Annotated in this window: 9 protein-coding genes; all 9 read left to right on the top strand. The window is 71.3% G+C overall.

The window, feature by feature from the left end:
• Positions 1–94: 94 nt before the first annotated feature.
• The 9 genes from ACFQLX_RS16570 (at position 95) to ACFQLX_RS16530 (ending at position 14,237) form a co-directional block, all read left to right on the top strand.
• The gene (locus ACFQLX_RS16570; protein ID WP_386415807.1) at positions 95–2,227 is read left to right on the top strand and encodes a hypothetical protein; all 2,133 of its coding nucleotides are present in this window, start codon (positions 95–97) and stop codon (positions 2,225–2,227) included.
• A gap of 68 nt (positions 2,228–2,295) precedes the next feature.
• Positions 2,296–3,882 carry a DUF3492 domain-containing protein gene (locus tag ACFQLX_RS16565; RefSeq protein ID WP_386415805.1) on the top strand — a complete coding sequence of 529 codons (1,587 nt, stop codon included), beginning with the start codon at positions 2,296–2,298 and terminating at the stop codon, positions 3,880–3,882.
• Positions 3,879–5,303 carry a hypothetical protein gene (locus ACFQLX_RS16560; protein WP_386415804.1) on the top strand — a complete coding sequence of 475 codons (1,425 nt, stop codon included), beginning with the start codon at positions 3,879–3,881 and terminating at the stop codon, positions 5,301–5,303. The genes ACFQLX_RS16565 and ACFQLX_RS16560 overlap by 4 nt, the downstream gene beginning before the upstream one ends.
• Before the next feature lie 78 nt (positions 5,304–5,381).
• Positions 5,382–6,398 carry an SDR family NAD(P)-dependent oxidoreductase gene (locus ACFQLX_RS16555; protein WP_386415801.1) on the top strand — a complete coding sequence of 339 codons (1,017 nt, stop codon included), beginning with the start codon at positions 5,382–5,384 and terminating at the stop codon, positions 6,396–6,398.
• Positions 6,399–6,515: 117 nt separating this feature from the next.
• Positions 6,516–7,235 (top strand): nucleotidyltransferase family protein, encoded by a 720-nt coding sequence (locus tag ACFQLX_RS16550; protein WP_386415799.1) that lies wholly within the window; start codon positions 6,516–6,518, stop codon positions 7,233–7,235.
• Positions 7,236–7,243: 8 nt separating this feature from the next.
• Positions 7,244–8,122: an NAD-dependent epimerase/dehydratase family protein gene (locus ACFQLX_RS16545; protein WP_386415846.1), complete on the top strand. Its 879-nt coding sequence runs from the start codon at positions 7,244–7,246 to the stop codon at positions 8,120–8,122.
• Complete coding sequence (locus ACFQLX_RS16540) at positions 8,119–8,898, top strand: spherulation-specific family 4 protein (RefSeq protein ID WP_386415796.1); 780 nt, start codon at positions 8,119–8,121, stop codon at positions 8,896–8,898. Before ACFQLX_RS16545 ends, ACFQLX_RS16540 begins: the two co-directional genes overlap by 4 nt.
• Positions 8,874–9,716, top strand: a complete 843-nt coding sequence (locus ACFQLX_RS16535; RefSeq protein WP_386415794.1) for an endo alpha-1,4 polygalactosaminidase — start codon at positions 8,874–8,876, stop codon at positions 9,714–9,716. Before ACFQLX_RS16540 ends, ACFQLX_RS16535 begins: the two co-directional genes overlap by 25 nt.
• A gap of 300 nt (positions 9,717–10,016) precedes the next feature.
• A complete protein-coding gene (locus ACFQLX_RS16530; RefSeq protein ID WP_386415791.1) occupies positions 10,017–14,237 on the top strand; it encodes a LamG domain-containing protein in 4,221 nt (1,406 codons plus the stop codon).
• The last annotated feature ends 72 nt before the right edge of the window (positions 14,238–14,309 follow it).

Here is a 14,309-nt window from a genome sequence, read left to right as displayed (position 1 = left end):
TGGGGTAGCCGCACCACTTCAAACGCCTCTCCTCACACAAGATGTTTTCGCGGGAGGGCCCACCGTGGGCGCCACCTCCCGGGGGAGGATCACCATGAGCCGGTTCCGGCGACTGGCCGCGGCATGCGCGGCTGCCGTTTCGCTGACTTTCGTACTGCCCAGCAGCGGCGAGGGCGCGGAAGCGACGCCCCGCGTCGATCTGCGGCTGCTCGTCGTCGACGACGGCGGACCCGCCGTGGGGGCCATCGCCGACGAGCTGAAGAGCGCCGGCACGCCCTACACCACCGTCCGGCTCGACGACGCGGCCCGCCCCCGGATCGACGCCGCCTTCCTCAGCGACACGGTCGACGGACGCAAGCGGGCCAAGTACCAGGCCGTGGTCCTCCCCAACGACAACCCCTTCGGGGCCGACTCCACCGAGATGGCCGCCCTCGCCGCGTACGAGAAGGCCTTCGGCATCCGGCAGGTCGACGCCTACACCTACGCCCGCCCCGAGGTCGGCCTCCAGGCCCCCGCCTACAGCGGCAGCCTCGACGGCGCCACCGCCCAGCTCACCGCCGCCGGCAGGGCCGGCCCCTTCGGCTACCTCGACGGCGCCGTCCCCTTCGAGGACAACGACCCCGCGATCGGCGAGAGTTACGGCTACGCCGCCCAGCCCGCCGGCGCCGCCTTCACCCCGTACCTGGAGGTGCCCGGCAAGGGCAGCCTGGTCGGCGAGTACGCCCACGACGGGCGCCGCGAGCTGGTCGTGACCTTCGTCTACAACCAGTACCAGCGGCAGTTCCGCCTCCTCGCCCGCGGCATCGTGGAGTGGGCCACCCAGGGCATCCACCTGGGCGCCGACCGCAACCACTTCGCCGTCCACGTCGACGACGTCTTCGGCGCCGACGACCGCTGGAACAGCACCGCCAACTGCACCCCCGGCGACGTCGACTGCGCCGACCCCAACCTGCCGACCAACCCCATCCGGATGAACACGGCGGACGCCCAGTACGCCAAGTCCTGGTCCCAGCAGCGCGGTTTCACCCTCGACATGGTCTACAACGGCGGCGGCAGCGAGGCCTACAAGGCCGCCCACGGCGGCGCCGACCCGCTCACCGACCAGCTCGTCGCCGACCGCGCCGCCTACCGCTGGACCAACCACACCCTCGACCACACCTACCTCGGCTGCGTCCAGGACACCTCGGTCGTCCCCTGGCGCTGCGCCCGCGACGCCGCCGGCGCCGTCCAGTGGACCTCCCGCGAGCACATCGCCCAGCAGATCGCCGACAACCGCGCCTGGGGCCAGCGCAAGAACCTCCCCCTGGTCACCGGCGAGCTGGTCACCGGTGAGCACTCCGGCCTGAAGACCCTGCCGCAGCAGCCCACCGACAACCCCAACCTCGCCCCGGCGCTCACGGCGAACAACATCACCTCCACCGCCAGCGACAACTCCCGCGAGCCCGACCAGCGCACGATCGGCTCCGCGCTCACCGTGCCCCGCTACCCGATGAACGTCTTCTACAACGCCGGGCGCGTGGCCGAGCAGACCGACGAGTACAACTGGATCTATACCCGCGCGGCGGACGGCGGCAGCGGCATCTGCGAGGCCAACTCCCACAACACCACCTGCCTGCCGGGACCGCTGGACACCGCCGCCGGCTACGGCTCGTACATCGTCCCGCTGGAGTCCCGCATCGCCCTGGGCCACATCACGGCCAACAACCCGCGGCCCCACTTCATCCACCAGTCCAACCTCGCCGAGGACCGCATCGCCTACCCGGTGCTGGACCGCGTACTGGCCGACTACCGCGCCCTGTTCGCCGACAACACCCCCCTGGTCAACGCCCGCCAGGCCGACCTCGCCACCGAGCTGGACCGCCGGGCCGACTGGGCCGCCGCCGTCCAGGGCGGCAAGGTCACCGCGTACCGCATCGGCGACGTCGTCACCGTCAAGGCGCCGGCGGGTATGAAGATCACCGCCACCATGCCGCCCGGCACCCGGCAGACCGCCCTGCTCTACTCCGCCCCCTTCGGCAGCCCCTATGCCGGGCTCCTCTCCGGCTGGGCGGCGCCGACGCTGCTCTCCGACCGCGTCACCCTCGACCTCACCGCCGCCCCCGCCGCCCCGGCCAACGCCACCCTGCGCGCCACGGAGACCGAGCAGCCCGCCGGCAAGCGGATGCCGCTGCCCGAGGGTGTCACCGAGCCCGTACCGGCCGGTCCCGGCGACGAGACCCGCCGCTGAGCGCGAGCGGCACGACGGCAAGGCGATCAGGCGACCCAGGCGACGGAGCCGGACCAGAGGAACAGGCGATGGTCATCACGTTAGAGGCACTGCGCTACTGCGCGGACCGCATCACCCTGCTCACCGAGGGCACCTACCCGCACAGCCAGGGCGGCGTCAGCGTCTGGTGCGACCAACTGGTCCGCGCCATGCCGGAGTTCGACTTCCGGGTCCTCGCCCTGACGGGCACCGGCCGCGAGCCGCTCACCTGGCAGCCGCCCACCTCCATGGGCGAGGTCACCGCCGTCCCCCTGTGGGGCCCGCCCCCGGAGGGCCGGGCCCCCCGGGGGCGGGAGCGGCGCGAGTTCCTCGACAGCTACGAGGGCTTCCTCACCGCGCTGACCGACCCCTGGGAGGAGGACCGCTTCGCCACCGGGCTGTACGAACTCGCCGGCTGGGCCCAGCGCGGCCGGCTCTCCGCCGCCCTGCGCACCGAGGCGGCCGTCCGCCTGCTGCACACCCTGTGGACCACCCCCGGGCTGCCCGTCGCGGCCGCCCGCCCCACCCTGGCCGACGCCCTGACCGCCACCGACCTGCTGGAGCACGCCCTGCGCCCGCTGCACGCCCCCCTGCCCCGTACGGGCGTGACCCACGCGGTCAGCGGCGGACTGGCGACCCTGCCGGGGCTGGCCGCCCGCGCCGTGCACGGCGTGCCCCTGCTCCTCACCGAGCACGGCCTCTACCTGCGCGAGCGCTACATCGGCTACCGCGCCGGCGACCACCGCTGGCCCGTCAAGGCACTCCTGCTGGGCTTCTTCCGCCAGTTGATGGAGGAGACCTACCGCAGCGCCGCCCTGGTCACCCCGGGCAGCGACTACAACCGCCGCTGGGAGGAGCACGGCGGCACCGAGCCCGAGCGCATCCGCACCGTCTACAACGGCGTCGACCCGCAGGCCTTCCCCCTCGCCGGGCCCGAGCCCGAGGCGCCGACCCTGGTCTGGGCCGGGCGGATCGACCCGATCAAGGACCTGGAGACACTCATCCGCGCCTTCGCCCTGGTCCGCGAGGAGGTCCCCGAGGCCCGGCTGCGGATCTTCGGCGGCACGGCCGGCGACGCGAAGGCCTACCGGGAGCGCTGCATGGCGCTGGCGGTGGAGCTGTGCGGCGCGGTGGGGGAGGGCGGCGCCAAGCCGGACGAGGAGAGCGGCGCGAAGCCGGACGGGGAGAGCGCGGAGGACGGCGGGGCAGCCGGGAGCGCGCCCGCCCCGGTCGTCTTCGAAGGCCGCGTCCCCGACATCCGCGACGCCTACGCCGCCGGCAACGTGGTGATCCTCTCCAGCATCAGCGAGGGCTTCCCCTTCACCCTCATCGAGGCCATGTCCTGCGGCCGCGCGACGGTCGCCACCGACGTCGGCGGCGTCCGGGAGGCAGCCGGCGACGCCGGCCTCGTCGTACCGCCGCGCGCCCCCCAGGCCATGGCGCGCGCCGCGCTGGAGCTGCTGCGCGACCCCGAGCGGCGCACCGCGATGGGCCAGGCGGCCCGGCTGCGGGTCGTGGAGCAGTTCACCCTGCGCCAGACCATCGACTCCTTCCGCACCATCTACCGCGAACTCCTCGACATACGGCACGCGGACGCCCTGCCGCGCCCGCGCCTGCGGAAGGGGGCCGCCTCGTGAGCGGCCCCCTGCGGCTCATCCCCACCGAGGGCGCCCATGCGCTGCCCAGCCTCGACGGCCGCCTCCTGGAGGTCTGCTCGGCCGCCGTGCACCCTGACGAGGTCGCCGCGGTGCTGGAGTCCGAGGGCCTCACCGACGAGCAGGTCCGCGAGCGCTACGGACGCCGCTCCGTCTTCGAGCTGGCCGCCGAGCTGTACGAACGGGCGCCGCGCGCCTACCCCGAGCCGGAGGCCGCCCCCGACCCCTGGCAGACCGACCCCTGGCGCTGCGTCCTGCGCGGCGTCCTCTTCGCCCTCCCCGGCCTCGGCTACGTGCTGGGCGCCCGGCTGCTCCCCGCCGGCGCCCCCGACATCCTCGGCCTGCCCGCCGGCGGCGCCGTGCTGGCCGTCTCCGTCCTCTTCGGCTGGGCCTGGAACCAGGCCCTCGCCCACCGCGCCTACCTGCTGCTCGCCATCGGCGACGGCGGCCGGGCGGCGGCCGCCCGCTGCATGCTGGTCGGCGCCCCGCTGGGCACCCTCGCGGTCGCCGTCCCCGCCGTGGTGGTGCCCGACACCGCCGCCGCGGGCGTCTTCGCCGCCGGGCAGTCCTGCTACCTGGGCGCCGCGACGGTCCTGCTGGTGATGGGCGGCGAGAAGCTGCTCCTCGCCGCCCTCGCCCCCACCGTGCTGGGCGCCGGCGTGCTCACCGTCGCCGACGTCTCCGACGGACTGCTGACCGCCCTGCTGGGCGGCACCGTCGCCCTCGCGGTCCTCGCCGCCGCCGGCGTGGTCACCCGGGCACTGGTGGAGGACTGGGCCGCCCGCCCCGGCCGGCTGACCGCGCTGGAGCGGGCCGTCCAGGAGCAGCTCACCCCGCCGCCCCCGGCCGTCCGCTCCATCCCCTACGGCCTCTTCGGCCTCGCCGCCGGACTGCTCACCCTGACCACCGCCGTCGGCGGCATCCTGCGCTACGGGGCCGGGGCACCCCTCGCCGGCCCCGCGACCCTCGCCCTCACCCTCAGCATGGGCGGCGCCGAGTGGCTGCTCTACCGCATCCGCAGCCGCACCCTGGCCGTCCTGCGCCACGGCCACACCCTGGCCGTCTTCCGCGCCGGAGTCGCCGCCGTCCTGCTCAGCACCCTGGCCGGCTACCTCGGCCTGCTGACCCTGCTGGCCCTGCTGCTGCGCCAGCCCGCCGACCTGGCGCTCCTGTCCCTGGCCGCGCTCGGCGCCGTGCTGTGGCTCGCCCTGCTCCTGCAGGCACTCGGCACCGCCTGGCCGCCGGCCCTGGTCTGCGGCGCCGCGGCCATCGTCCAACTCGCCCTGCTCGGCAGCCAGTCGGCCAGCCCCGCAGGCGCCCAGCTGACCGTCGCGCTCTGCGCCACGGCAGTCCTCCTGGTCCTCGCGCTGACGGTCCTCGCCCGCGCGACCTCGCACCGCTGAGCCCCGGCCCGCGGCGCGACCCGTACCACCCGGTACGACCACCCCGTACGACCGACCGACCGAAAGGCACGCACTTCCATGACCCCTCCTCTGGCGCCCTCGGCTCCCCTGGCAGCAGTCACCGGCGCCGAAGGTTTCATCGGCTCCCACCTGGTGGAGGCGCTCGTCGCCGCCGGCCACCGGGTGCGGGCGATGGTGCAGTACAACTCCTTCGGCAGCCACGGCTGGCTGGAGACCCTGCACCCCGACACGGCGGCGAACGTCGAGATCGTCCTCGGCGACGTCCGCGACCCCGGCTCCGTCGCCGGCCTGGTGGAGGGCGTCGAGTGCGTCTACCACCTGGCCGCGCTGATCGCGATCCCGTACTCGTACCAGGCCCCGCACAGCTACATCGACACCAACCTGACGGGCACCCTCAACGTGCTGCAGGCCGTCCGCCAGGCACAGGTCCCGCGCATGGTGCACACCTCCACCAGCGAGACCTACGGCACCGCGCAGACCGTGCCGATCGCCGAGACCCACCCGGTCAACGCCCAGTCGCCGTACGCCGCCTCGAAGGCCGGCGCCGACCAGCTCGTCGGCAGCTACGTCGCCAGCTTCGGCATCCCGGCGGTCACCCTGCGCCCCTTCAACACCTTCGGCCCGCGCCAGTCGATGCGCGCCGTCATCCCCACCGTCATCGGCCAACTGGCCGCCGGCGCACCGGTGCTGAAGCTCGGCGACCTGCGTCCGATCCGCGACTTCATGTTCGTACGCGACACGGCCGCCGCCTTCCTCACCGTCGGCACCGCCCCGGCCGAGCAGGTCGTCGGCCAGGTCTTCAACGCCGGCACCGGCGTCGAGGTCTCCGTCGGCGAACTGGTACGGCTGGTCGTGGAGTTGATGGGCAGCGAGGCCACCGTCGAGGAGGACCCGCAGCGGCTGCGCCCCGCCGGCTCCGAGGTGATGCGGCTGCTGTGCGACGCCACCCGGCTGCGCGAGGCCACCGGCTGGAAGCCCGAACACACCCTGGAGGCAGGGCTGGAGCACACCATCCGCTTCTTCCGCGACCCGGCGAACCTCGCCCGCTACAAGACGTCCGCCTACAACATCTGAGGCCGGCGCGACCACCCGGCCCCACCCCGTACCCACCAGCCCACAACGGACCGATCACCCACCGACATGAGCACCACCGCTGAACACCCAGCGAACGACCAGGGGGGAACCCGCACCATGCACGCTGTCATCCTCGCCGGAGGCAAGGGCGTCCGACTGCGCCCGTACACCACCGCGCTGCCCAAGCCGCTCGTCCCGATCGGCGACCAGCACCCGATCCTCGAGATCGTGATGCGCCAGCTCGCCGGCGCCGGCTTCACGAGCATCACCCTCGCCATCGGCCACCTCGGCCAGATCATCCGCGCCTACGTCGGCGACGGCTCCCAGTGGGGCCTGAAGGTCGACTACGCCATGGAGGACAGCCCGCTGGGCACCATGGGCCCGCTGCTGCCCATGCTCGACCGCCTCCCCGAGCACTTCCTCGTGATGAACGGCGACATCCTCACCGACCTGGACTTCGGCGACGTCCTGCGCAGCCACCAGGAGGCCGGCGCCCCGCTGACCATCGCCACCCACAAGCGCGCGGTCAACATCGACTTCGGGGTGCTGACCACCGACAGCGGCAACGGCGACGTGGTCGCCTTCACCGAGAAGCCGAGCCTGGACTACCGCGTCTCCATGGGCGTCTACGGCATCTCGCGCCGCACCCTGGCCGGCTACACGCCCGGACTGCCGCTCGGCTTCGACGAGTTGGTCCTCGACCTGCTGAACGGCAAGCGCCCGCCGCACTCCTACGACTTCGGCGGCTACTGGCTGGACATCGGCCGCCCCGACGACTACGACCGTGCCAACGCGGAGTTCACCACCTACCGCGACCTCCTCCTGAAGGGAGCGTGACGACCCCGATGCGCGTCGTACTCTTCGGCGGCACCGGCTGGCTCGGCCGCCAGGTGCTGGCCGAGCTGAACGCGGGCCCGGAGGTGACCGAGGTCGTCCCCGTCCCGCGCGCGGCGGCGGAGCTGGGCACGGCGGGGGTCGGCGACCTCGCCGGGCTCCTCGCCTCCCTCTCCCCGGACGCGGTCGTCAACTGCGCGGGCGCCGTCGCCGGCGACGCGCTCACCATGATCGGCGTCAACGCCCGCGGCCCGGCGACGCTCTGCGCCGCCCTGGCCGCGGCGGCCCCGCACGCGCGGCTGGTCCACCTGGGCTCCGCCGGCGAGTACGGCGCGGTCGCCCGGGACGTCCCGGTCACCGAGTCCGCGCCGACCTGCCCGCAGGGGCTGTACGGGGCGAGCAAGCTCGCCGGCTCGCTCGCGGTCGCCCAATCGGCCCTGGACGCCGTGGTGCTGCGGGTGTTCAACGTCATCGGGCCCGGCGCCCCGGCCACCTCCCTGCCGGGGCGGCTGGTGCACGAACTGCGGACGGCGGACCCCGCCGGCGTGATCCGTACCGGAACGCTGGCGGCCGTGCGCGACTTCGTCGACGCGCGCGACATCGCCCGCGCGGTCGCCCTCGCGGTCACCACCCGCTGCCCGGACGGCGCGCTCCCGCGCGTCCTCAACATCGCCGGCGGGCGGGCCGTCCCGGTCCGCGCCCTGGTCGAGGGGCTCGTCGAGGCGGCCGGCTTCGACGGCCGGATCGAGGAGGCGGCGGAGCTGGACTCCGCCCGCTCCTCCGGCGTCCCCTGGCAGCAGGCGGACGTCTCGGCGGCCGACCGGGCGCTCGGCTGGCGCCCGGAGCTCACCCTCGCCCAGTCCCTCAAGGACATGTGGGCCGAGGGGTGAGGCGACCGAGTGTGCCGGCGCTGGACGGACTGCCCGACATAGGCAGGCGCCCGGTGCCGCGCCGACCCCCGCAGTCACCGGCGCCGCGCACGCCGGCCCACCGCCGCCCCCTGGCGGCGGTGGGCCCGGCGCCCGGCTCTCTGCTGGTGCCGATGTACGTGCACCCGGCCGTCGACCCGCAGCCCTGGCGGCAGCTGGTGCGGGCGGCGCCGGGGCTGTACGGGGTCGTGCTGAACGTGGCCGACGGCCCCGGGCGCGCCTTCGACCCGGCGTTCGCGCAGGCGTGCGAGCCCCTGCGCGCCGCCGGGGTGCGGGTCCTGGGCTACGCCGACCTGGCGTACGGGGTGCGCGCCTCCGGCGACGTGGGCCGCGACATGCGCCGCTACCGCGAGTGGTACGGCGCGCAGGGCGCCTTCCTCGACCGCGCGCCCTCGGGCGCCGACCGGCTGCCGGGCACCCGCGCGATGATCCGGGCGGCGCGCGCGGAGGGCGCTCGAACGGTCGTTCTCAACCCGGGAGTCCACCCCGATCCCGACTACGCCCAGGCGGCGGATCTGCTGGTGACCTTCGAGGGCACCTGGCAGACGTACACCCAGACGCCCGTACCGGCGTGGACCAGGCGGCACCGCGCGGAGCGCTTCTGCCACCTGGTCTACGGGGTGCCCGAGGGACTGCACGACCTGGTCGCCCGACTCGCGCGCCAGCGCGGTGCCGGGGTGCACTGTGCGGTACCGGGAGACGGGAGAAATCCATGGGTGTCGGTGCCGACGGGCTGAGAAGGGCGCTGCTGGCGACGCTGGCCGCCGTCGTGGTGGCCGGCTGCGGGGGGCCGGGTGATCCCCGGCCCCCCTCGCCGTCCCCCGTCCAGGAGGACCGCGAGCCGGGCGAGCACTGGCGCCCCCGTCCCGGCCAGCCCTGGCAGTGGCAGCTCAGCGGCCGGGTCGACACCTCCGTGGACGTCCCCGTCTACGACATCGACGGCTTCGAGAACGACGCCTCGGTCGTAGCCGAGCTGCACGCCGCCGGCCGCAAGGTGATCTGCTACGTCAACGCGGGCGCCTGGGAGGAGTACCGCCCGGACGCCGACCGCTTCCCCGACTCCGTCCTGGGCGAGGGCAACGGCTGGGCGGGCGAACGCTGGCTGGACATCCGGCGGTTGGACGTACTGCGCCCGCTGATGGCGGCCCGCTTCGACATGTGCGCGGACAAGGGCTTCGACGCGGTCGAGCCCGACCTGATGGACGGCTTCGCCAACGACACGGGCTTCGACCTGACGGCGCAGGACCAGCTCACGTACAACCGCATGCTGGCGGCGCTGGCCCACGAACGGGGCCTGGCGGTGGGCCTGAAGAACGACGTGGAGCAGATCCCGGAACTGCTGCCCGACTTCGACTTCGCGGTGAACGAGGAGTGCGCGGAGAACGGCGAGTGCGCCGACCTGCGCCCGTTCACGACCGCCGGCAAGGCGGTCTTCCACGTGGAGTACGAACTCCCCCCGTCGGCGTTCTGCCGCCAGAGCCGCCGCCTGCACCTCAGCTCGATGCGCAAGCGGCTGGACCTGGGGGTGTGGCGGGAGGCGTGCCGGTGGCCGTAGGGGTGCGACGGGGGGCGGCGTACGTCTTGGGCGTCGCATATCCAGTCGTCGCGTGGCGGGCATCACATCGACGTTATAAGGAAGTAGATCAAGACAAGACCCTATTTCTCCCCAATCTACCTGTGTAGACGTGCTGCTGCTTCCTTCTCTAGATTTCCGCCTGCGATCTTCTTCTGATCGCAAGGTGTGGGGGAGGGGAACGTCGTGCAACGGGTACGTGGCCATCGGATGCGTTCGCATCGAAACGGTATGCCCTGGTCGATGGGAGGAGCAGGGCTTGTAGCAGCGCTGCTCGCGGGTGTGCTGTCCATCCCCGCCGCGGCCTCCACGCCTGCTGCCGCGCCGCCCCTCTCACCCACTCCGGCGGCCAAGAGCGCGCAGACGGAGGCTGCTGCTGAGTCCCTCGCGGCGGACACGGACGCGAACGTGGAGATCATTTCGCTGCGGGACGAGTCGAGCGAGACCTTCGCCACCCCCGAGGGCAAGCGCGAGGTGGTGCAGCATCTGCGGCCGGTACGGGCGCGGGTGGGCGGGGCGTGGAAGGCGATCGACAACACCCTGGAGATACGCCCCGACGGATCGGTCGGCCCCAAGGTCGCCGCGGTCGGTATGCGGTTCTCCCACGGTGGCACGTCGGCTCCCCTCGTAGAGCTGGACCGCGTGGGGCGGAAGATGGCCATCTCCTGGCCGAAGCCGCTGCCTGTGCCGACCCTCAACGGGGACACGGCCACCTACGAATCCGTACTGCCGGGCGTGGACCTGACCCTGCGAGCGGACATCGACGGCTACCACGAGCTGCTGGTGGTCCACACGCCCGAGGCGGCGGCGAATCCTGAACTGGCGGAGATCACCTTCGGGTTGAACGCCCCCGGTCTTGATGTACACGAGACGCCCGACGGCCGGCTGGAGGCGCTGGACAAGAGCGCGGGCGGCGTGGTGTTCACCTCACTGAAGCCGATCATGTGGGACTCGGCCGGTGTGCCCGACACGGTGAGCGCACGGTCGACCACGACCGTTTCGGACGGTCCGGGAGAACTGTCCCGAGTGGCGCCGATCGGCCTGGAGGTGGCGTCGGCGGCCAAGGAGCTGCGGTTGACGCCCGACCAGAGGCTGCTGAAGGACGAGCAGACCCAATGGCCTGTGATGATCGACCCCCAGTCGTACACCCCCAAGGCGGGTGACTGGACGATGGTGTCGAAGTACTGGCACGACTCGCCGCAGTACCGCTTCAACGGCGACTCCAACCAGGGGGTCGGCTACTGCGGTTGGTCGTACTGCGCGCCGTACGACACCAAGCGGCTCTTCTACAAGTTCCCCACCGCCCGCTTCGACGGCAAGACGATCATCAGCGCGGAGTTTGTCGCCCACGAGACGTGGTCTGCCTCCTGTGACGGGCGGACAGTCGAGCTGTGGCGTACCAAGGGGATGGGAGCTACGACGACGTGGGATAACTCGGCGGATGACTGGCTGGACTACCTGTCCTACCGGGACGTGGCCTACGGCGGGGATGGGTGCGCGGGCCCGGCCGATGTGGAGTTCAACGCCATTGATGGGGTGAAGTATGCTGCTGCACGCGGTGATTCCTACACCACCTTCGGTCTGAAGGCAAAGGATGAGGGTGACCGGTATGCGTGGAAGCGGTTCACTGACGACGCTTATCTACGGGTGACGTACAACGTGCCGCCTCGGCAGCCGTCGATGTCCCAGTTGGCGATGAGCCCGGGTGGTGACTGTGACTCGGTTGCGAACAAGGACTGGGTACGCTCGCGTCCGTACGTGACGGCGAACAACATCACTGACCCGGACAAGGATCGGGTCAAGGTCCAGTTTGGTGTCTTCTGGGATACCGGTGATGGCAACGGCACCTCCATGCGCTGGAACGTCATCACCGGATACAAGGCGGCCGGCTCGGACTTCGGTGTTCAATTGCCGACTATGATCCCGGCGAACAAGCTGGTCTCGTGGTCGGTGCGGGTCAGCGACGGGGCCGCCTGGTCGCCCTGGGTGTCCGATGGAAACGCGACCAACTGCTACTTTCAGTACGACACTTCTGTCCCATCCGGACCCAAGATTGCTTCGGGGGACTACCCGGGCTCGATGACCGGAGATCCGGGCGACAAATGGTACGACGGAGTGGGCCGCCACGGTACGTTCACGTTCGACTCCTCGTCTTCGGACGTCGTGAAGTACTGCTGGGGCATTAACAGTGATCCCGTGTGTGACAGTGCCCACACGATCACAACCTCGGGGGGTGCCGAGAAGAGTGTGTCGATCGCTGCGCCAAAGCCAGGCTTGAATTTCATCACCGCCGTGGCCAAGGATATCGCCGGTAACGTCAGTCCCACGGACGAGCAGACCACATACATGTTCCGCGTGACGAGCGGTCAACCCGCCCGGGCTCAGTGGAGTTTCGACGAGAGGGCAGGTGCCACGCAGAGCGTAGGCACAGCAGGAGAGCGCACCCTTGCCATCCACGGCAACCCGGCGCTGGGCGGTACGGGCGCGGTCGGTTCCTCCATAGCATTCGACGGCGTCGATGACTACCTGGAGTCGGACCTTGCGACGGTGGACACGTCGCTGTCCTTCTCGGTGTCGGCGTGGGTGAACATGTCGACGCTGCCGTCCGAGGCTGCGATCATTGCCGCGCAGCCGGGCAACAATAGTCCGGGGTTCGAGCTGTACTACTCCAGCGGGTATCAGCGGTGGGCGTTCAACCAGTACACGGCCGACACTGCTAACGCCACCCCGGTTCGGGCCATGCAATCGGCAGCCGGTGGAGTGAAGACCGGCGAGTGGGTGCACCTGGTCGGGCTGTACAACTCCGTGGACGACGTCCTGCAGCTCTACGTCAACGGCACCCTGGCAGGCTCCACCCCCTACACCACCCCGTGGGATGCACGCCGGGGACTGCGGATCGGCGCCGGCTCCTACAGCGGAGTTGCCGACAGCTTTTTCCCAGGCTCCGTCGACGAGGTGCGGCTCTTCGACAAGGGGCTGGCCCAGTCGGAGATCACAGCCCTCTACAACAAGCAGCCGATGGGCAACGGTCGTCCGGCGCGGGCGGTGTTCAAGCTGGACGAGACGCCCACCGACGCGGACGGCGCACCGCGCACCGAGGTGAGCGGCAAGGCCGACGCTTTCCCGGCCGTCTACCAGGGCGGCGTCGTCGCAGGGGAGGACACCCCTGACGGCAACGCGGCGACGTTCGACGGTGTTAACGACTACGCCACCACCGGTGCTCCCTATGTCCACACGATGCGCAGCTTCACCGTATCGGCATGGGTGAAGCTGTCGAAGAAGCCGACCGCCTCGGCGATCGTGGCCGCGCAGCCCGGCGACCAGAAGTCGGCCTTCGAGCTGTACTATTCGACCACTTACGGCTGGTCGTTCAACAACTACGACACCGACAGCACCACCAGCGGTATCACCCGCGCCACGGTGAACAACCCGAACGCCATCGCGCCGGGGGAGTGGACGTTGTTGACGGGTGTGTACTCCCAGCCGGCCGGGCAACTGCGGCTTTACGTCAACGGCAAGTACGTCGACTACGTCGACCACGTCAACACGTGGCACGGTGGCAAACCAATGGTGATCGGCGCCGGCTCCTACGGCGGGGTTGCGGCCAGCTTCTTCCCCGGACAGATCGACGACGTGCAGGTCTTCGACCGGATGCTCCCCAGCGGAGAGATCTCCACGATGTACGACGCCCGTGCACTGGTCGAGGGACGCTGGAAGCTGAACACGGCTTCCGGCAGCCCTGCTGTCTCGCCGGACGATGTGACAGTGCAGCAGGGGCAGCATCCGCTGACTCTGGGAAGTGGTGCGCAGGTCGACCCCAGCGCGGACTTCTTCGGACAGGGTGGCGGCCTGCTGCTGGACGGCGTCACGGGCTATGCGAGTACGAGCACCTCGCCCGTGCACACCAACACCAGTTTCACTGTGGCGGCGCGGGTCTTCGCCCTGGGGCGACCGCAGAAGCCGGTGACGGTGCTGAGTCAAGTCGGCAGTAACACCAACGGTTTCAAGGTCCGCTACGTACCGGACGCACCGCCGCCGGAATCGACCGATGGGCAGTCGGTGAGCGGTCATTGGGAGCTGCGAGTCTACGATGCGGACTCCACGACCGCGGGCACGGTGGTGGCTACGCACACCAACTTCCAGAACGGCACCTCGTGGAACCACATCGCGGTGGTCTACGACGCCATGGGCGATGCCTTCGGCGGCCAGATTCGCCTGTACGTGGACAAGGAGTTGGTACAGAACGTATGTGCGGACGACGACGGCGACGGTAAGCCAAACGAGGCGGGCTGCGTCACGAGGGTGTCGTGGAGCTCGAGTGCGGCGCCGTTCGATGCGACCAAGGGCCTGCAACTCGGCCGGGCGAAGACCGGCGCGAGCAGCTGGGGTGAGTATTGGCCGGGCGCGATCGACGACGTGTGGGCGTTCCAGGGTGTGCTGAGCGACACCCAGATCCAGGCGCTGGCCAGCGAGACCGAGCTTCTGACAGCCAAGGGGCCATAGTGCGAGGCCCCTTGGAGGGGCGGAGACGTATACGTCTCCGCCCCTCCAAGGGCTGCGGCTCGCAGGTTTCGT

Origin of the sequence: Streptomyces polyrhachis (genome assembly GCF_042663125.1) — a bacterium.
GTDB classification, from domain to species: Bacteria; Actinomycetota; Actinomycetes; order Streptomycetales; family Streptomycetaceae; genus Streptomyces; species Streptomyces polyrhachii.
Note: the sequence above shows the minus strand (reverse complement) of the source record. Positions and strands in the feature narration are given on the sequence as shown.

What these genes read in the sequence shown, in the direction of transcription:
- ACFQLX_RS16570 (WP_386415807.1), top strand. Translation starts at nt 95, where the DNA reads ATGAGCCGGTTCCGGCGACTGGCCGCGGCATGCGCGGCTGCCGTTTCG.
- ACFQLX_RS16565 (WP_386415805.1), top strand. Translation starts at nt 2,296, where the DNA reads ATGGTCATCACGTTAGAGGCACTGCGCTACTGCGCGGACCGCATCACC.
- ACFQLX_RS16555 (WP_386415801.1), top strand. Translation starts at nt 5,382, where the DNA reads ATGACCCCTCCTCTGGCGCCCTCGGCTCCCCTGGCAGCAGTCACCGGC.
- ACFQLX_RS16550 (WP_386415799.1), top strand. Translation starts at nt 6,516, where the DNA reads ATGCACGCTGTCATCCTCGCCGGAGGCAAGGGCGTCCGACTGCGCCCG.
- ACFQLX_RS16545 (WP_386415846.1), top strand. Translation starts at nt 7,244, where the DNA reads ATGCGCGTCGTACTCTTCGGCGGCACCGGCTGGCTCGGCCGCCAGGTG.
- ACFQLX_RS16535 (WP_386415794.1), top strand. Translation starts at nt 8,874, where the DNA reads ATGGGTGTCGGTGCCGACGGGCTGAGAAGGGCGCTGCTGGCGACGCTG.